This is a genomic window from Hymenobacter monticola (assembly GCF_022811645.1).
Lineage (GTDB): Bacteria > Bacteroidota > Bacteroidia > Cytophagales > Hymenobacteraceae > Hymenobacter > Hymenobacter monticola.
In genome coordinates, this window is the sequence record NZ_CP094534.1 from 1,464,312 (window position 1) to 1,483,075 (window position 18,764).

At 60.2% G+C, this 18,764-nt stretch carries 17 protein-coding genes; 14 read left to right on the top strand and 3 right to left on the bottom strand.

Annotation, left to right across the window (positions count from 1 at the left end):
- Positions 1 to 34 precede the first annotated feature (34 nt).
- The 5 genes from MTP16_RS06155 to MTP16_RS06175 all read left to right on the top strand — a co-directional run bounded on the left by MTP16_RS06155 (position 35) and on the right by MTP16_RS06175 (position 7,030).
- The gene (locus tag MTP16_RS06155) at positions 35 to 1,939 is read left to right on the top strand and encodes an ABC transporter ATP-binding protein (RefSeq protein ID WP_243516819.1); all 1,905 of its coding nucleotides are present in this window, start codon (positions 35 to 37) and stop codon (positions 1,937 to 1,939) included.
- Positions 1,940 to 2,259: 320 nt separating this feature from the next.
- Complete coding sequence (rnr, locus tag MTP16_RS06160; RefSeq protein ID WP_243516821.1) at positions 2,260 to 4,755, top strand: ribonuclease R; 2,496 nt, start codon at positions 2,260 to 2,262, stop codon at positions 4,753 to 4,755.
- Between the two features lie 196 nt (positions 4,756 to 4,951).
- Complete coding sequence (locus MTP16_RS06165; RefSeq protein WP_243516823.1) at positions 4,952 to 5,923, top strand: polyprenyl synthetase family protein; 972 nt, start codon at positions 4,952 to 4,954, stop codon at positions 5,921 to 5,923.
- Positions 5,924 to 6,008: 85 nt separating this feature from the next.
- Positions 6,009 to 6,659: a rhomboid family intramembrane serine protease gene (locus tag MTP16_RS06170; RefSeq protein WP_243516827.1), complete on the top strand. Its 651-nt coding sequence runs from the start codon at positions 6,009 to 6,011 to the stop codon at positions 6,657 to 6,659.
- Positions 6,660 to 6,760: 101 nt separating this feature from the next.
- Positions 6,761 to 7,030, top strand: coding sequence for a PLD nuclease N-terminal domain-containing protein (locus MTP16_RS06175; RefSeq protein WP_243516828.1), 270 nt, complete (start codon positions 6,761 to 6,763; stop codon positions 7,028 to 7,030).
- Between the two features lie 85 nt (positions 7,031 to 7,115).
- On the opposite strand, the gene MTP16_RS06180 is transcribed toward MTP16_RS06175, so the two are convergent.
- Positions 7,116 to 7,739, bottom strand: coding sequence for a hypothetical protein (locus MTP16_RS06180; RefSeq protein WP_243516830.1), 624 nt, complete (start codon positions 7,737 to 7,739; stop codon positions 7,116 to 7,118).
- A 141-nt stretch (positions 7,740 to 7,880) separates the two neighbouring features.
- Here MTP16_RS06180 and MTP16_RS06185 point away from each other — a divergent pair, with 141 nt between their 5' ends.
- Both MTP16_RS06185 and MTP16_RS06190 read left to right on the top strand, forming a co-directional pair.
- The gene (locus MTP16_RS06185; protein ID WP_243516832.1) at positions 7,881 to 8,729 is read left to right on the top strand and encodes a glycerophosphodiester phosphodiesterase family protein; all 849 of its coding nucleotides are present in this window, start codon (positions 7,881 to 7,883) and stop codon (positions 8,727 to 8,729) included.
- A 264-nt stretch (positions 8,730 to 8,993) separates the two neighbouring features.
- Complete coding sequence (locus MTP16_RS06190; protein WP_243516833.1) at positions 8,994 to 9,380, top strand: helix-turn-helix domain-containing protein; 387 nt, start codon at positions 8,994 to 8,996, stop codon at positions 9,378 to 9,380.
- 197 nt (positions 9,381 to 9,577) lie between these two features.
- Here MTP16_RS06190 and MTP16_RS06195 read toward each other — a convergent pair whose 3' ends face one another.
- Positions 9,578 to 9,886 (bottom strand): DUF721 domain-containing protein, encoded by a 309-nt coding sequence (locus MTP16_RS06195; protein WP_243516835.1) that lies wholly within the window; start codon positions 9,884 to 9,886, stop codon positions 9,578 to 9,580.
- A gap of 71 nt (positions 9,887 to 9,957) precedes the next feature.
- Entirely contained in the window at positions 9,958 to 11,070 is a 1,113-nt protein-coding gene (gene recF, locus MTP16_RS06200) for a DNA replication/repair protein RecF (RefSeq protein ID WP_243516838.1), read from the bottom strand.
- Between the two features lie 74 nt (positions 11,071 to 11,144).
- Here recF and pdhA point away from each other — a divergent pair, with 74 nt between their 5' ends.
- The 7 genes from pdhA (at position 11,145) to MTP16_RS06235 (ending at position 18,757) form a co-directional block, all read left to right on the top strand.
- Entirely contained in the window at positions 11,145 to 12,311 is a 1,167-nt protein-coding gene (gene pdhA / locus MTP16_RS06205) for a pyruvate dehydrogenase (acetyl-transferring) E1 component subunit alpha (RefSeq protein WP_243516841.1), read from the top strand.
- A gap of 108 nt (positions 12,312 to 12,419) precedes the next feature.
- The gene (locus MTP16_RS06210; protein ID WP_243516844.1) at positions 12,420 to 13,199 is read left to right on the top strand and encodes a tetratricopeptide repeat protein; all 780 of its coding nucleotides are present in this window, start codon (positions 12,420 to 12,422) and stop codon (positions 13,197 to 13,199) included.
- Between the two features lie 170 nt (positions 13,200 to 13,369).
- Positions 13,370 to 13,846, top strand: coding sequence for a 6,7-dimethyl-8-ribityllumazine synthase (gene ribH, locus MTP16_RS06215; protein WP_243516849.1), 477 nt, complete (start codon positions 13,370 to 13,372; stop codon positions 13,844 to 13,846).
- A 187-nt stretch (positions 13,847 to 14,033) separates the two neighbouring features.
- Positions 14,034 to 14,417 (top strand): TraR/DksA family transcriptional regulator, encoded by a 384-nt coding sequence (locus MTP16_RS06220; RefSeq protein ID WP_196287313.1) that lies wholly within the window; start codon positions 14,034 to 14,036, stop codon positions 14,415 to 14,417.
- A 156-nt stretch (positions 14,418 to 14,573) separates the two neighbouring features.
- On the top strand, positions 14,574 to 16,553 hold the full coding sequence (locus tag MTP16_RS06225) for a pseudouridine synthase (RefSeq protein ID WP_243516852.1): 1,980 nt from the start codon (positions 14,574 to 14,576) through the stop codon (positions 16,551 to 16,553).
- A 136-nt stretch (positions 16,554 to 16,689) separates the two neighbouring features.
- Positions 16,690 to 17,430 carry a type III pantothenate kinase gene (locus MTP16_RS06230; RefSeq protein ID WP_243516854.1) on the top strand — a complete coding sequence of 247 codons (741 nt, stop codon included), beginning with the start codon at positions 16,690 to 16,692 and terminating at the stop codon, positions 17,428 to 17,430.
- The gene (locus MTP16_RS06235; protein WP_243516855.1) at positions 17,417 to 18,757 is read left to right on the top strand and encodes a porin family protein; all 1,341 of its coding nucleotides are present in this window, start codon (positions 17,417 to 17,419) and stop codon (positions 18,755 to 18,757) included. Before MTP16_RS06230 ends, MTP16_RS06235 begins: the two co-directional genes overlap by 14 nt.
- Positions 18,758 to 18,764 lie beyond the last annotated feature (7 nt).

The window sequence follows — 18,764 nt, forward strand, 5'->3', positions numbered from 1 at the left end:
GAAACCGCCCCAACTGCCACCCATAATTCCCTCCGTGCCCAACCCGCTGCTCACCGTTTCCAACCTCACCATTGACTTCTCCAGCCACCGCGGCGACGTGCGGGCCGTGGACAACGTGTCGTTTGAACTGCACCGGGGCGAAACGCTGGCCATTGTGGGCGAATCCGGCTCGGGTAAATCCGTGACGTCGCTGGCGCTGCTGGGGCTTATTCCGATGCCGCCCGGCTGCATTGCCAGCGGCCAGGCTCTCTTCCAGTCCGAGAAGCTGGGCCAGACCGACCTGCTGAAACTCTCCGAAACCGACCTGCGCCAGGTGCGCGGCAACGACATCGGCATGATTTTCCAGGAACCGATGACCTCGCTGAACCCCGTGTACACCTGCGGCAGCCAGGTGGTGGAAGCCCTGCGCCTCCACACCGACCTCACCGAAGCCGCCGCCAAGGCCCGCACCATCGAGCTATTCACCGAAGCCCAGCTGCCGCGCCCCGAAAGCATCTTCGGCAGCTACCCGCACGAAATCTCGGGCGGCCAGAAGCAGCGCGTCATGATTGCCATGGCCATGGCCTGCCGCCCGGCCCTGCTCATCGCCGACGAGCCCACCACGGCCCTCGACGTGACCGTGCAGGCCCGCATGCTGCGCCTCATCGACGACCTGCGCCGCCAGCACAACACGGCCGTCCTCTTCATCACCCACGACCTCGGCGTGGTGGCCGAAATCGCCGACCGCATTCTGGTGATGTACCGGGGCCGGGTCGTGGAACAGGGGAGGGTGCTGGATATTTTTTCAAATCCGCAACATCCGTACACAAAAGGCCTTTTGGCGTGCCGTCCGCGCCTCTCGGTGGGCAAAAAACGCCTCCCCGTAGTGGCCGATTTCATGCGGGAAGACGCCAGCGGGCAATTGTTGGCCCAGCCCGAGCCCGTGCTTCCGCTCGAAAATGAGGCGCTTACGGATTCCTCGCCCGAAATTGAGGCCCAGCAGTTACGGGATAATTCTGAAACCACCAAAACGTTCCCCGTGGAACATGGCGTTTTGGGGGATGTTCCACGCCCTGCCGAGCTTTCTTCGGCACCCGTTTCCGAGCCCGTAGCAGCCCCCGCGCCCAACGCTTCAGAGCCGCTTCTCCAGGTCCAAAACCTCCAGGTTTACTTCCCGCTCCGCAAGGGCTTCTTCCGCCGCGCTACCGATTACGTGCGGGCTGTTGACGATGTCAGCTTCACGCTCTACCCCGGCGAAACCATCGGCCTCGTGGGCGAGTCGGGCTGCGGCAAGACCACGCTGGGCCGGGCTTTGCTCCGCCTCACGGAACCAACGGCGGGCAGCATCCTGTTTGAAGGGACCGATTTGGCGAAGCTGTCGAGCGGGGAGTTGCGCCGCCGTCGGCGCGATTTGCAGCTGGTGTTTCAGGACCCCTACGCGGCCCTCAACCCGATGCTGACCGTGGGCGAGGCCATCTGGGAGCCGATGCGCGTGCACAACGTGGGCGGCACCCGCCAGCAGCAAAAGGCTAGAGTGCTGGAGCTGCTGCGCACCGTGGGGCTGCGCGACGAGCATTTCCAGCGCTACCCGCACGAGTTCAGCGGCGGGCAGCGGCAGCGCATCTGCATTGCCCGGGCGCTGGCCTTGCAGCCCAAATTGATTGTCTGCGACGAGTCGGTTTCGGCCCTCGACGTCTCGGTGCAGGCGCAGGTTCTGAACCTGCTCAACGACCTCAAACGCGAGTTCGGTATCACCTATCTTTTCATCACGCACGACCTGTCCGTGGCCCGGTTTATGAGCGACCGGCTGCTGGTCATGCACCAGGGCCGCATCGTGGAAAGCGGCCCGGCGGCGGCCATCTACGCCGCTCCCCAACACGAATACACCCAAGGCCTGCTAGCCGCCATTCCGAAGGACAGCCTGGCCGATATCGAAGCCGCCGTAGCCAGCCGGGCGTAACCGTAGCGTGGACTCTGCGAGTCCGCGCTTGGGCGAACGTTCTGCGAGGCGCGGACTCGCAGAGTCCACGCTACGGCCCACGCGCTATTCGCGCTTGTCTAAATACCTTGCGCCGCCAGACGCTGCCTAAGCAGCGTTGGCGAAGCTCCGGACTCTGACTGCTACCGCGTCAAGTTCCACCCCATGCGGACTCGCAGAGTCCGCGCTACAACCTCCCGGCCCGGCCCGCGTTTCACTAAGCGGCGCGGCCCAGCCAGCCAATCCATTTCCGCTCTCGCCGCCTGCGACCAATCAACTTTTCGGCGGCCAACTATTACCCAATGAATACCCCCGAAAATTCCAAGGCTCCCCGCGCCAAGCGCGAAAAGCCCGAACCCGCGGCCATCACCCAGGACCAGGTCCTGCGCGTCTTCGCCGACAACCCCACCAAGGTGATGGCCTACCGCCAGCTCTCGCGCCGCCTCGGCGTCACCACCAAGGGCCAGCGCGAAGAGATATTTGCTCACATCAAGGTGCTGCGCAAAAACGGCCTCATTACGCTGCTCCAAAACGACGAATACCGCCTCGCCGATACGGACGCCGTGGCGGCGGCCCTGATGCCGTCCAGCGCCAAAAAAGGCGGCAAGAAAGGCGAGTCGGCCGTGGCCCCGCCCCGCAACCTTTCGGTGCAGGCGCAGTTCGGCCAGGACCCCATTGTGCACCGTCGCCGCTCGGCCGGCTTTGACCATGTGGACAGCGACGACCGCCCCGAGCGCGCCCCCTCGAACACCATCATCGGCACCGTCGATTTGGCCACGCCCAGCTTCGCCTTCGTGGTGCCCGAGGGCGTCGATGGCGGCGACGACATCCGCGTATTCACCGACCAACTCAAGTTTGCCCTGCAGGGCGACGTGGTGCGAGTGCGCCTGCGCAGCGGCTCCCGCGACGGCCGGCCGATGGGCGACGTGGTGGAAGTCCTCAAGCGGGTGCGCCCCGAAATCGTGGGGCAGCTCCAGGTACAAGGCACGCTCGGCTTCGTGAAAGCCGACAACCGCAAGGTGTATTTCGACGTGTTCGTGCCGCCACATTTGCTGCACGACGCTCGCACCGGCGACAAGGTCTTGGTCCGCATCAACGAGTTCCCGACCGACAACCACCGCCAGCCGGTGGGCGAGGTGGTGCGCAACTTCGGGCAGGCCGGCGGCAACGAAGCCGAGATAAACGCCATCATGGCCGAGTTCGGTTTGCCCTTTGAATTCCCCTCCGAAGTGGAGGAAGAATCGGAAGGCATCAGCGAGGTTATCGAGCAGGACGAGATTGCCCGGCGCCGCGACTTCCGCAACATCACCACCTTCACCATCGACCCCGCCGACGCCAAGGATTTCGACGATGCCCTCAGCATCCGGCAGCTCGAAAACGGGCACTGGGAAGTGGGCGTGCACATCGCCGACGTGACCCATTACGTGCGTCCCGGCACCGAACTGGAGCGCGAGGGCAAGCACCGCGCCACCTCCGTTTACCTGGTCGACCGCGTGATTCCGATGCTGCCCGAGCGCCTCTCCAATGGCCTCTGCTCACTGCGCCCCAACGAGGACAAGCTGACCTTCTCGGCCGTGTTCGAGCTCGATGAAAACGGCAAGCTCTACGAGTCGTGGTTCGGCAAAACCATCATTCACTCTGACCGCCGCTTCAGCTACGAGGAGGCCCAGGAGCGCATCGAAAGCAAGGAGGGCGACTACGCCGTGGAGATAAATGTGCTCAACGACATGGCGCATAAAATCTGCGCCCAGCGCTTCAAGCAGGGGGCCATCACCTTCGAAACCCAGGAGGTGAAGTTCCGGCTGGACGAGAATGGCAAGCCGCTCGGCGTGTATGTGAAGGAGCGCAAGGACGCCCACAAGATGATTGAGGAGTTCATGCTGCTGGCCAACCGCAAGGTGGCCGAGTTCGTGTTCAACCTCAAAAAGACCAAGCCGCGCTTCACGATGGTGTACCGCGTACACGAAGCCCCCGAGCCCGAGCGCCTGCAAACCTTCGCCCTCTTCGCCCAGAAATTCGGCTACAAGCTAAAGCTCGACAACCCGAAAAAAATCAGCACCGAGCTGAACAACCTCAGCTCCGAGGTGGTGGGCAAGCCCGAGCAAAACGTGCTGCAGGGCCTGGCCATCCGGACCATGGCGAAGGCCATTTACACCACCGAGCCGCTGGGTCACTTCGGCCTCGCCTTCGCCCACTATTCGCACTTCACTTCGCCCATCCGCCGCTACCCCGATATGATGGCGCACCGCCTGCTGGAGCACTACCTGGAGGGCGGCAAGAACGTGCCGGCCGAGCCCGTGGAGGAAGAGTGCAAGCACTCCTCGGCCCGCGAGAAACTGGCCGCGAACGCCGAGCGCGCTAGCATCAAGTTCAAGCAGGTTGAGTTCATGGTGGACGAAATTGGCAACGTGTTCAAGGGCGTGGTGTCGGGCCTCACTGAGCGCGGCATGTACATCGAAATCGAGGAGAACAAGTGCGAAGGCATGGTGCGCCTCTCCGACATTCCTGGCGATGAGTTCGAGCTCGACAAGGACAATTACCGCATCGTGGGCCGCCGCACCAAGCGCATCATCCAGTTTGGCGACGTGATGGAAGTAGTAGTAAAATCCGCCAACCTCCTCGACCGCACCATCGACTTCGAGCTAGTAGATGACCGCCCCGACTACGTGAAAAAGCGCGAAGCCGACGAGCGCAAGAACCGTGGCGGCGGTGCCCCCCGCGGCTACCGCGACTACGACAAGGGCGGCAAAGGAGGGGGCATGGCGAAGGGCGCCCACAAGGGCAACAAGCGCCGGTAGGCCTCACCCCCAGCCCCTCTCCCGCGGAGAGGGGAGCCTGACGATTTTAAGGTCCCGACTCTGACTTGAGTCGGGCCTTTTTTGTTGATGACAACGGTGAGTTTATCTCAACCATGAAAAGCTTTCGTGGCTCCCCTATCTGCGGGAGAGGGGCCGGGGGTGAGGTTCCCCGCGTCTGCCGTTCTTTGCACCACCTATGACCCCAGCCGACTTTCCCACTAACATCACCGCCGCCCTAGCGCAACTCAACTACGGTGAGCAACCCGACACCCTCTACGCCCCCATCCGCTACATCATGGGTCTGGGCGGCAAACGCATCCGGCCGCTGCTCACGCTGCTCGGCGCCCACCTCTTCACAGATGAGCTCAGCGGCGTCCTTAAGCCCGCCCTGGCCACCGAAGTCTTCCACAACTTCACGCTGCTCCACGACGACCTGATGGACCAGGCGCCCCTGCGCCGCGGCCAGGCCACCGTGCACGAGAAGTGGAACCCCAACGTGGCCATCCTCTCCGGCGACGTGATGCTGGTGCGCGCCTACGAACTGTTCCTGGACGTGCCACCCGCCTTGCTCCCGCGCATCCTCGCCCGATTTAGCCAGACGGCTGCTGAGGTCTGCGAAGGCCAGCAGTGGGACATGAATTTCGAGACCGAGCCTCAGGTCAGCATCGCCCAATACCTGGACATGATTCGCCTCAAAACGGCCGTACTCCTCGGCTTCTGCCTGGAGCTGGGCGCCCGCCTCGCCGGCGCTTCGGAGGCCGATGCCGAGCACCTGCGCCAGTTCGGCACCGACATCGGCCTGGCCTTCCAGCTGCGCGACGACCTGCTCGACGTGTATGGCGACGCCGCCACCTTCGGCAAGCGCGTGGGCGGCGACATTATCTCTGATAAAAAGACCTTCCTCCTACTCTCCGCCCAGGCCCAGGCCAGTCCCGCTCAGCAAGCCATCCTAGCCCAGTACATCGGCCAGCCCGTGGCCGATGCCGACGCCAAAGTAGCCGCTGTTCGCGCCATCTACGACGAGCTCGAAATTCGCCCTCAGACGGAAGTTCTCATCAACTCTTACTTCCAGGATGCGCTGCAACATTTGGAGCGCGTAGCGGCCTCAAAAGAGCGTAAGCAGCCCTTGCATCAACTGGCTCTCCAACTCATGGACCGCGAAAGCTAGGCACTTTGCTCCCTTGTAGCCCAGGCTCACGCTTGTCCCTTTCTTTCCCGCGCAGGCCAACGTCTGTGCTCAATCTCTATATCCCGTGCTCAATCCCATTCTCATCATCATTGGCCTCACGGTCGCCATTTCCGTCTACGCCTGGTCGAAGCAGGAACTGATGGATTCCTGGATAATGGAGCCCTACCGCATGGCCCGCTCCGACGGGCAATGGTACCGGCTGCTTACCTCCGGCTTCCTGCACGCCGACATCGCCCACTTGTTTTTTAACATGTTTGCCTTCTATTCCTTCGCACCGGTCGTGCTTGGGACCTTGTATGATGGCTACGGCGGGCTGCCCGGCCTCGGCCTGTTTCTGCTGCTTTACCTGGGTGGCATCATCCTTTCCGATTTGCCCACCTACTTCAAGCACCGCGACGACCGGGGCTACCGCAGCCTCGGCGCTTCGGGCGGGGTGGCTTCGGTGCTCTTTGCGAGCATTGTGCTGATGCCCGTCAGCGCCAATGGCGGGGGCATCATCATCTTCCCCATTCCCTTCCCCATCCAGCCCTTCCTGTTTGGCTTCCTCTACCTCGCCTATTCCTACTACATGGCCCGCCGCCGCGCCGACAACGTGAACCACGACGCCCACTTCTATGGTGCCCTGTTCGGTGTTGTCCTGATGCTGGTGCTGATACCAGCTGCCGGTCCTCTGTTTATCCAGCAAGTAAGCCTGTTTATTAAGTCAAAGTTTTGATTATCAATAATTTATATTGATTAATCTGGTTTTTTATATCTATTTGGAGGACATTTCGTAATGATGGGCAAGTACATTCTTTCACTTTCCCTTCTTTCACAATGAACACCCTTCGCCACTTCGCTTCCCGCCTGCCCCTCACGGCCCTGTTGCTTCCCCTGATGCTTCTGGCCACTTCCTGCAGCCGCTATAACGACAACGGTAGCCTTTCCATTATTGGCGTCATTTACCTCATCCTTGCCATTGCAGCCGTCATCAGCTTGCTGAAACAGGATTGGAGCTTGGGCAAGAAGCTTATCTGGGGTGTAGTCATTTGGTTCTTCCCTGTCTTGGGCTCCATCATCTACTTCCTGTTCTCGGGCCGTAAATAGTCCCTGTCGTTACAAACAAAAAGCCCCGGCCAATTGGCCGGGGCTTTTTGTTTCCCCAAGCAGCAAGCGCACGCTGCAGGTCTACCTATTGGTTGAGCAGCCGCTTCTTTTCCAGCCGGGCCACTCCTCGCAGTAGCTCCCCGCTGTTCGTAATCTGCGTCATCTGCCAATGGTCGCCCTGGCGGCGCATCTTCACTTCTACCACCATTGTGGTGTCGTACTTAGGCTGGGTTACCTCCAGGCCCACAAAAGCATTGTCGCCTTCCTCGCGCGTGTATTTGATGCCCTTGAATTCGCTCTCTGGGCTCACTACGCGGCCCGCCAGACCGGTGAGCGAAATGTTCACCAGCCGCTTCGGCGCCGCAGCTGCCGCCGCTTCCAGCGAGCCTGTTTCCACATAGCGTTGCACCTCCTGGCGCGCCGCCTTGGCTAGTGCGGGCTTGAGCATGCGCATGGCCCCACCCATCATCAGGCTGCCGCCCGGTAGCAGCGACGTCAGCGCCGAGCCTTGCTGGGCTACATCGTCCACCAAATGGCCCGTGACGCTGCTCACGTCCACATATTTCTCGAAGGCCACCATGTCGTGGCTCTGCACGGCCGCCGCCGCCGATACCAACGCCCCTTTGGGCCCATTCTTCAGGCTTTGGAAGTAATAGTAGCCGCCCCCAACCAAGGCCAGTAGCAGTACGAGTATCAGCAGTTTTTTCATGTAGGTTTTGCAGTGAATGATGAGCTGCAAAATTACCCGCAAACCCCGGCTTTGCGAGGAACGACGTAAGCACATCGTGCAAAGCTTTTCATCTCCCCCGCGCACTCAATTATAATCCTCACCTAATACTTCGTTCCATCCATGTTCACGCTTCGACGCCCTGAGCTACACGGCCACCGCGGCTGCCGCGGCCTACGTCCCGAAAACACCTTGCCCGCCTTCCTGCATGCCTTAGAGCTTGGCGTCGACACCATCGAACTAGACGTAGTCATTTCCGCCGACCACCAGGTAGTGGTTTCGCACGAGCCGTGGTTTAACCCGCTCATCAGCCTCGACCCAAACGGCCAAACCATCCCGCCCGGTGAGGCGTGGATGCACAACCTTTTCCAACTCGATTACGCCACCATTCGCCAATACGACTGCGGCCTCCGGCAACATCCTGGCTTTCCAGAACAAATCGCCCAGCCCTGTTACAAGCCTCTGTTACGAGAGGTTTTCACCTCCGTCGAAGCCGCCAGCCGTCAGCTGCAGCGTGCACCTGTTGGTTACTCTATTGAAATCAAATGTGACCCTGCCGGGGACAACGTTTTCCATCCTAGCCCCGAAACCTTCCTGTCGCTGGTGCTGGCTGAGCTTCGCTTATCCCAGGTGCTCGACCGTACCACGCTGCTGTGTTTCGACCAGCGCATTCTTCAACTAGCACATTGGCAGGTTCCGGAGTTAGCAACCTGCTTGCTGGTGGAAGACCATCGGCCCTGGACCGAACGAATCAACGAACTAGGTTTTGTGCCCACCACGTTCGGTCCGGATTTTACGAGCGTGACGAAAGCAGCCGTTGAAGCCCTGCGTAAAGATTTCCCCGGCCTTCGCCTTGTGCCCTGGACAGTGAACGAGGCGGCGGATATACTGCGAATGATTCACCTTGGCGTTGACGGCATCACCACCGATTATCCAGACCGGGTTCAGGTTCTTTTTTTAGACGTAGGGTAGAAGTATAAAACGCGCTGCCACTGTATTGTGAGGCACATTAGCTTCACCTATGTAAATTCCCTGAGTGTATCATACAACACTCATCGCTGTAACGATATTGTCATTGTAACGCTTCAATGATACAAAATGCGTTATGTTACAATAGTTTGTTACACTGTTAATCGAACAATTGTTCCCGATACACGTATCATAATTGTCTTGTCATGTTTGTTAAATTCGAACATAACAGGCATATTTGTACAAGCGTTACGTAACACCTGAAATATGTCACACCAAGGCGAAATCCTGCAGGATGCCATCAAAAACAGCGGTATTTCTATTACTCGTATTGTTGAAGAACTCGGGATTACACGCCCAACGATTTACCGTAAATTCAAAGATGAGACAATCGAATACAGCTTTGTAAAAAGAATTGGTGACATTATAAATCACGATTTCTCTAATGATTTTACATCTGTCCAACAATCTGCTTTGCCGTTTGTAACATCTGTACAAAAAACGAGTGTTACGCCAACTGTAACGACACGTGTAACACAAGCGCAAGCTGCTGATTCTGACCCGTCAAAGCAGCTTTTATTACTGCAATCAAAGTACATATCCCTTCTTGAAGCCTACAATGAGCTTTTGCTGAAAGTGTATGGGCCGAAGTGACAAAAATGTTCCACGTGAAACATTTTTGTTCATGTCGCAATAGGCATGATTAAAGGACGAGGCTAATCGAGCCTTCGGTTTAACAAGTTTGGAAGGAACGCGTCATCAGTTGGCAGCAGCCATCAGTCTCTTTGTAGCAAAGAGCAGGAGAGCACCTCGATGATAGGAAGGACTTGACCAGGTCCACCCAAAGGGGATTAAAGGAAGATGACCTCCTTGATGACGGTCTCTCCAACTTCTGCGTTGATGAGCTCAGCCACGCGCGTCTTGGCCATGAGTAGCTCATGCTTGAGTGGGGCAGAGGTGAGCCGAACGAAAAGGCGCCCTTGGTTAACGTAGACTTCCTTCGTCTTTAAAGCAACGGCTTTGCCCATCACCCGCTCCCAGCTCGATACCACCATCACCTCGTTGAGCTTGCCCTGGAGTCGGTAGGCTTTCACCAATGCTTCGAGTCCTTCTTTAAGAGAGATGTCGCCGGAGCGGGAAGGAGAGGAGGGCTTTTTCACAGGGCAAAACGAGGCAGCGCAACAACGTGAACATGCGCCGTTGCAGAAGCCGCAAAGATACCGCCTATGGGCTAGAAGGGCGCAACCGTTCCGCCCTGAACTCGGAAGCGAAGGATGGGAATGGTGACCCGCGCCAGAGCTTGGTCGGTGCGTTCCAAATTGGTATCAGTAAGAAAAACCTGGCCGAATGTCTCGTCCGCCACGAGCTCCAGCAAACGAGCAATGCGCTTGTCGTCGAGCCGGTCGAATATGTCATCAAGTAAAAGCAGCGGCTTGTGCTGCTGCTTGGCGGCGAGCATTTCAAACTGGGCCAGCTTGAGCGCAATAGCAAACGACTTCTGCTGGCCTTGCGAGGCGTGACTTTTCACCGGCATGTCTTCCATGAGAAAGACGAAGTCGTCGCGGTGCGAGCCGGTGGTGCTGCGTTGCAAGGCGAAGTCCCGACGCTCATTGTAGCGGAGGAGCTGCGCGAAATCGGCGCCAAGAAGCTGACTCTTATAAGTGAGCGTGACGACTTCGCGGCCATCGGCCAACTGCTGGTAGTGGCGCTGAAAGATGGGCACATATTCGCCAAGAAAGGCCTCTCGCAATTGGGTGAGCTGCTGGCCCAACGGAGCAAGCTGCTCATCGAGGGCGAGAAGGTAGTCCCGGTCAAAACCGTGGCTGGGTCGGTCTCCCTGTTTGAGCACCGCATTGCGCTGGCGTAGCAGGGCGTTATAGGAGATGAGTATTTCCAGAAACTCATGGTCGAGTTGCGACATGAGGCTGTCGAAATACTTGCGGCGCTCCTCGCTGCCCTGGCGGATGAGGTCGGTATCGTAAGGCGAAATTAGGACGGCGGGATAACGACCTATGTGGTCGGCCATGCGCTCGTAAGCCTGCTTGTTGTGCGTAAGAGCCTTTTTCTGACCTTGGCGCAAACTTACTTGGATAGTTTCTGGACTTGTCGGCAATTCAGACGAGAAAACCCCCTTAACTACAAAGAAATCAGCCCCTTGCTTAATGCAAAGGGAGTCGGATGTAGTTATTGCGCTCTTAGTCAGCGACAAATAGTGAATGGCGTCCAGCAGATTGGTTTTTCCGCTGCCGTTGTCGCCGATGAAGCAGTTCAAGCCGGGGGAGAGGCGCAGGGCGGCATCATCGTAGTTTTTAAAAAAGAGCAGCTGCAGGGAGTCAAGGGTCATAAGGTTCGGTATTGCCAGCTCTTTTACGTAATTTCGCCCTCCCAACGCGAAATATTCTTTTCCTCAAACGTGCTATGGCGGATACGAAAGTAAAAGCGGCTTCCAAAAAAACGACGGCCCCCAATGGCGAAGCAGCCAAAGGCAACAGCAAAGCCGCTGCCACCAAGAAACAGCCCGACCCGGTGATGCCGGGCACCGACGCGCCAACGCTGGCTGCCTCCGGCACTGACCTCTCCCAGCAGGCTGCTGCTGGGACCGACTTCCCAAAGGAGACCTACCTGCAGTGGTACGAGCAGATGCAGCTCATGCGCAAGTTTGAGGACAAAGCCGGCCAGCTCTACGGCCAGCAAAAAATCAAAGGCTTCTGCCACCTCTACATCGGCCAGGAGGCCTGCGTAGCGGGCGCGGTGTCGGCCTTGGAAAAAGGCGACAAGTACATCACCGCCTACCGCGACCACGCCCACCCGCTGGCGCTGGGCACCTCGCCTAATGCCGTGATGGCCGAACTGTTTGCCAAAGCCACCGGCTGCTCGAAAGGCAAGGGTGGCTCGATGCACATGTTCGATAAGGAAGTGGGCTTCATGGGCGGCCACGGCATCGTGGGCGGCCAGGTGCCCATGGGCGCCGGCATCGCCTTCGCCGAGAAGTATAACAAGACGGGCAAGCTTTGCATTTGCTACATGGGCGACGGCGCCGTGCGCCAGGGCGCCCTGCACGAGGCCTTCAACATGGCCATGCTGTGGAAGCTGCCGGTCATCTTCGTGATTGAGAACAACGGCTACGCCATGGGCACGTCGGTGCAGCGCACCTCGAACGTGACCGACCTCTACAAGATTGGCCTGAGCTACGACATGCCCTCGGAGCCGGTAAACGGCATGCGCGTGGAAGACGTGCACCAGGCCGTGGCCCGCGCCGCCGAGCGCGCCCGCGCCGGCGAAGGCCCCACGCTGCTCGAGTTCAAAACCTACCGCTACAAGGGCCACTCGATGAGCGACCCGGCCAAGTACCGCACCAAGGAAGAGCTGGAAGACTACCGCCATCGCGACGCCATCGAAGGTGTACGTCACACCATCCTGTCGAAAAACTTCGCAACGGAAGCCGACCTCGAAGCCATCGACGAGAAAATCAAAGCCCAGGTACAGGAATCGGTGGATTTCGCCGAGAACTCGCCCTTCCCCACGCCCGACGAGCTGTACAAGGACGTGTACGTTCAGGCTGATTATCCTTATATTCACGATTAATTTGGATGTGCTGTAAGCTAAAAGCCAGCTTTTGCAGAATCCAAGGACCTCATTTCTTTAAATAAAAAGCCAGTCGCTGCTAGCAAATGGCTAACAGCTTCTCTTAGTATGTCGAAGATTCCTTACACTGGCAAAAGCCAGCAGGCCCAGCAGAATCGCCAGGGACAGCAAGTCACCCAACAAGTACCGGCCGACCCGCTGGCACCGGCCGAGAACCTCGCGCCTGAGAACCCGCTGCTGGAAGACCCGGACGCGCTGGCGGCTCGCCTGGCTCAGTCGGAAGACTTTGTGCGCAGCAACCGCAACGTGCTGTTCACCATCCTGGCGGTGGTGGTGCTGGCCGTGATAGGGGGCTTCGGCTACTACACCTGGCGCAACCAGCAAGACGAGAAAGCCCAGGCCACGATGTTCCGCGCCGTGAACAACTGGGAAGCCGACTCGTTGAACCAAGCCATCAAAGGCGACGGCAAAGCGCCGGGCCTGGTGACGGTGGCCAACGAGTACGGCAGCACCAAAGCCGGCAACCTGGCCAATTTCTACGCTGGCGTGGCTTCGCTGAAGCAAGGCAAGTTTAAGGAAGCCCTTGACTACCTCGAAGACTTCAGCTCCGACGACTACCTAGTACAGAGCCGCGCCTATGCCCTGATGGGCGACGCCCAGTTGGAACTCGGCAAAGCCAAGGAAGCCGCCGACCTCTACGCCAAGGCCGCCGACCACAACGCCAACGAATACTTCTCGCCTGGCTACCTGCTGAAGGAAGGCACGGCCCGCGAAATCGCCAACGACAACGAAGGCGCCGTGAAGGCTTACGACCGCATCATCAACGAGTACCCCACGGCCCAGGAAGTAGCCGAAGCCCGCCAGTACAAAGCCAAGCTCGACAAGTAAGTCGGTGCCCAATCTGACTGATTCTTATTGCGCTTCCTCATCGGTGGGGAAGCGCAATTTTTTTATTTGGCCCGGCAAACTTTCAGGTCATTGCTTTTTTAAGCTGATGCCGCGAAGAACCGGCCCACTGCCACCAACCGTATTTTTTCACCAGCTACCACGCCCAACCCATGGCAACTGCCTTACAAAACCTGAGCGACTACGACGCTTCCACTTTCATCGACATCAGCCAGAAGCGCTTTGGCCTGGTGGTGGCCGACTGGAACCGCGAAATCACCGACGTGCTGAGCGCCGGCGCGTACGAGACCCTGCTCAAGCACGGCGCCAACGCCGACAACATCTTCCGCAACACCGTGCCCGGCAGCTTCGAATTGACCTTGGGCGCCCAGTTCCTGGCGCAGCACGAGGAGATGGACGCGGTGATTTGCCTAGGGGTAGTGATTCAGGGCGAAACCAAGCACGACGACTACATCTGCCATGCCGTGGCACAGGGCATCACCAACGTGGCGTTGAAGTTCAACAAGCCGGTCATTTTCGGGTTGGTAACGACGAATACCCTGGAGCAAGCCTGGGACCGGGCCGGCGGCAAGCACGGCAACAAGGGAGTGGAAGCCGCAGTGGCTGCCATCCAAATGCTGGGCTTTTAGCCGGCTGAGGAAAAGCGGGTTAAAAGCCGTAGCTTTGCACCCGCAAAATCAGGCCTTGCCGCGGCATTTAGGTGAGGACAGTAGCCGCTTTCGCACGCTACTAAACCATTTAGCGGCGGGCGGCGTTGCCTGAACATTAGCTGACACAATTCCTTAACCTGCTTCGCAGTCTTTTTTACCGATTTCAATGAACGACGACAACATTCGCTATTCGCGGGAGGACTTGAACGAGTTCGACCAGATTATTCAGGAAAAACTGACGGCGGCCCGCAAGGAGTTGTCGTTCATCAAGGAGACCCTGAACCGCAGCAACGAATCCGGCACCGACACGACGGCCTCCTCGGCCAAGGTGCTGGAAGATGGCGCTGACACCGCCGAGAAAGAAAGCATGAACCAGTTGGCCTCGCGCCAGATGAAGTTCATCCAGCAGCTCGAAAACGCCCAGGTGCGCATCAAGAACGGTACCTACGGCGTGTGCATTGGCACGGGCAAGCTTATTCCCAAAGAGCGTCTGCGGGCAGTGCCCCACACCCAACATTCCATCGAAGCTAAAATGGCGCGGCGCGACTAAGCGCTGACCTTTTTGATAGTCGGTACGAAGTAGCCGGCAGTTAGAATTTTATTCGGGTTGATGCTGTTGACCCGCTTCTGACTGCCGGCTACTTCGTGCCGACACTTTTTTTTATAACCTGTACCGTAGCGATACGGCACGCAAATTTTTCTCCCCATGGGCAAGAAACATTTCTCTGACAACAACAACGCGGACCGTCGCGGCGGCCGCAATACCGGCGGCCCCGGAGGCTTCGGCAACAACGCCGGCCGCGGCAACGAGCGCGGCGGCAATGACCGTGGCGGCTACGGCAGTGAGCGTGGCAACAGCCGCGGCGGCGAGCGCCCGGCCTATGGCAACGGTCGCCCGGCCAGCAACGGTGCCTTTGGCCGTCCGGCAGCAGGTGGCAGCGGCTTTGGTGGGAAGAAATTTGGGGAGGGCGGCAGCCGCCCTTACGGCAGCAGCTACGGCGGTGGCCAGCGCGAAGGCGGCAGCGGCTTCGGTGGCGGCAAGAGTTTCGGCGGTGGTAACCGGAGCTTCGGCAACGACCGTTCTTTCGAGCGCCGCGACGACAAGCCCCGCGTAGGCAAGGAGCAGCGCACCGGCACTAGCTACGGCCGCACCGCTGCGCCGCGCCCCGAGCGCAGCAGCTTCGGTGGCGACCGCGACGAGCGCCGCGGACCGGCCGCCGATGCGCGCCCCATCCGGGAGTACCAGCCCAAGGAGAACTGGGCCGGCCAGCCCTACCGCCGCGACGGCGAAAAGGCCGTGCCGCGCGGCCTGCCCGGCGAGCGCAACCGCAAGTTCCAGAAGCAAAATCCCAACGAGTCCGCCGAAGACCGTTCGCCGCGCACTGGTGGCAGCTTCGGCCGCAGCACGCCGCGCGAGCCGGAGAATTTTGACCGCAACGCCGAGCGCGGCGAAGAGCGGGGCCCGAACCGTCCCATCCGTGCCGCCCGTCCGTTCGAGGCCAACCCGCCGCAGCCGCGTGAGGAGCGCAGCGAGCGCCGTAGTTTTGGTGGCGACCGGGATGAAGCCGGCGATGCCGACTACCGTGCCGACCAGGCCGCGTTTGGCCGCAAGTTTACGCCCGGCGCCTTTGGCCGCCGCGATGGGGCGCCCGGCACGCCCCGTAGCACCGGCGAGCGGCCCGGTGGCTATGAGAAGCGTGGTCCTAAGGAGAAGTGGGCCCCGGCCCCCGGCAGCTTTGCCGAGCGCCGCGAGATGCTGAAGGCCCAAGAGCGGAGCGTGCGCCGTTCAGGAACGGGCTACGGTTCGGGCGTGGAGAAGCCTCGCCCGGCTCGCCCGGTGGTGCAGGAAAACCGCGCCGACAAGCCCCGCTACGGCGAGAAACCCGGCGAGGCGCCCGATTACAAAAACCTGAAGCACTACGAAGCCGACAAAACCCGCGGCAACAAGCGCCGCCGCGAGGAGGAAGACTTCGGCGCTGACGAAACGCGCCTGAACCGCTACATCGCCAACGCCGGCATCTGCTCGCGCCGCGAGGCCGATGCGCTGATTGCGGCCGGCGAAATCAGGGTGAACGGCGAAGTGGTGACAGAAATGGGCTACAAGGTGCAGCCCGAAGACACGGTGCAGTACGGCAAGACCAACCTCAACCGTGAGAAGTCGGTGTACGTGCTGCTGAATAAGCCCAAGGATTTCATCACGACCACCGAAGACCCCGAAGGCCGCCGCACGGTGATGGACCTAGTGGCCAGCGCCTCGAAAGAGCGCATCTTCCCGGTGGGCCGCCTCGACCGCAACACCACCGGCCTGCTGCTCTTCACCAACGACGGCGAAGTAGCGCAGAAGCTCTCGCACCCCTCGCACAAGAACAAGAAAATCTACCAGGTCGAGCTGAGCCGTCCGCTGACAGAAGAAGACCTGCGCAAGATTTCGGAAGGCCTGGAGTTGGAAGACGGCAAGGCTGTGGTGGACGATGTGGCCGTGGTGGCGGGCAACGCGCACTTCGTGGGCATCGAAATCCACATTGGTCGCAACCGCATCGTGCGCCGCATCTTCGAGCACCTTGGCTACGAGGTGGTGGCCCTGGACCGCGTGCAGTACGCCGGCCTCACCAAGAAGGACCTGCCGCGCGGCAAGTGGCGCTTCCTGAGCGAGCAGGAGGTAATTCGTTTGAAGTACTTCCTGTAGTCCATTGAGGAAATTCAGAACGTCATACTGAGCGCAGCCGAAGCATCTCTAATGCACTAGTACTTAGTTACTAATGCGGTGGAAATGCTTCGACTGCCCTTGGCATGACGTTTTACTTGGCGCTCATTACAAACCCATGCACACCCTTGCCCTCGACATCGGCAACACGGCTGTGAAGGCTGGCTGCTTCGACGGCCCAGCCCTGCGCGAGATGGCGGCTGGCCTCACGCCGGCTTCGACGCGGGAACTGGTGCGCCGTTGGCAGCCGCAGCACGTCATCGTGGCCTCGGTGGCTGAGGCGGCGGTGCTGGCTGTGGAAGAGCTGCGGGATTTGGTGCCGGGGCAGGTGCTGGGTTTTAGCCCCGGCACCACGCCCGTGCCCTTGCGCAATGCCTACGCCACGCCGCACACGCTGGGGGCCGACCGGCTGGCGGCTGCCGTGGGGGCGGCAGCTTTGCGCCCGGGCCGCACCACGCTCATCATTGATGCAGGCACGGCCCTCAAGTTCGACCTCGTGACGGCTGATGGCACCTACCACGGCGGCAGCATCGGGCCGGGCCTGCAAATGCGGCTGCGGGCGCTGCACGAGTTTACGGGCCGGCTGCCGCTGCTGCCGCTGCCGGCTTCGGATGCAACGATTTCGCTGGTGGGCGACTCCACTACCGGGAGCCTGCTGAGCGGGGTAGTGAACGGGACGGTGGCCGAAATCGAAGGCCTGCTCGGGCACTACCGCGCGCAGCATCCCGGCCTGGGGGTGCTGCTGACCGGGGGCGACGCCGCCTTTCTGGCGGCCCGGCTCGCGGCGCGTATCTTTGTTGTGCCTGAGCTGGTGCTGCTCGGCCTAAATCGGATTTTAGCTTATCATGTTGAAGAATAAAGTGATGGCTGGCCAGGGCGCTGGCCTGGTGTTGGTGGGATTGATGATGTTCGGGGCGACGGGCGCGCAGGCGCAGGGCCTCGGCAATTCGCCGTACTCGCGCATTGGCCTCGGCGATTTTAACGCCAATACCGGCGGTGTGCGCCAGATGGGGATGGGTGGCGTGGGCCTGGCCGCCCCCAACGGCGCCAACGTGAACGAGTTGAACCCGGCCTTGCTCTACTACACGGGCCGCACCACGTTTGAGGCCGGCTTCAATGGCCAGTACAAAACGGTGAAGAACGCCACGGCCTCAAACCGCAGCGGCAGTGGCACGCTGGGCTACCTGGCCCTGTCGGTGCCGCTGAGCACGCGCTGGGGCGCGGCCGTGGGCCTGAAGCCGCTCAGCGCCGTCGATTACGAATCGAACATCCTGCAGGACGTGGTCGGCACGCCGGTTACCACGCAGGTACTGAAGGAATACAGAGGCACGGGGGGCGTTTCCGAGGCTTACCTGGGCCAGGGCTTCCGCATCGCCAAGGGGCTGACGGTGGGCTTGACGGCGTCCTACGTCTTCGGCGTGATTGACGAAACGACGGGCACCACAGTCATCATCAGCAACAGCACGACCGCACTGGAGCGCGCGGTAGAACGCCAGCACGTGCGCTACTCGGACTTTGGTTTCCGGGCCGGAGCGCACTACCGCCAGAAGCTGGCCAAATCGCTCAACATGAACCTGGGCGGCGTGTACAGCTTCGGCTATAACCTGAACGGGCAGCAAACCAACACCCAGGAGCGGGAATCCGCTACCACGGGCGCCCAGCTCATTCCGGCTACCGTTGTGAGCGACACGCGCGGCAGCAGCTACGTGCCGGCCCTCACGCAGGTAGGTGTGAGCTTCGACAATGATAAAAACTGGAGCATTAATGCGGACGTGAGTCAGCAGCAGTGGTCGCAGTTCCGCAACTTCAACTCAAACGGCCTGGCCCTGCGCAACACCATGCGCTTCGGCCTGGGCGGTGAGCTGACGCCCGACCCGGGCTCGGTGGACCACTACTTCCAGCGGGTGACCTACCGCGCCGGCCTCTCGCTGGCGCAGATGCCCTACCAGCCGGGCGGCCAAACGCTGTATGACCGCGCGGTGAGCTGGGGCTTTGCCTTTCCGCTGCCCACGGCCACGGCCCTCGACGCTACCACCATCAGCCTGGCCTTCACCTACGGCGTGCGCGGCAACACCGACGTGCTGAACGCGACGCAAGGCACTAGCAACGTGCAGGAAAGCTACATCCGCGGGCAACTGGGCATCACGCTCAACAACCGCTGGTTCATCAAGCGCCGCCTGCAATAACCGCCTC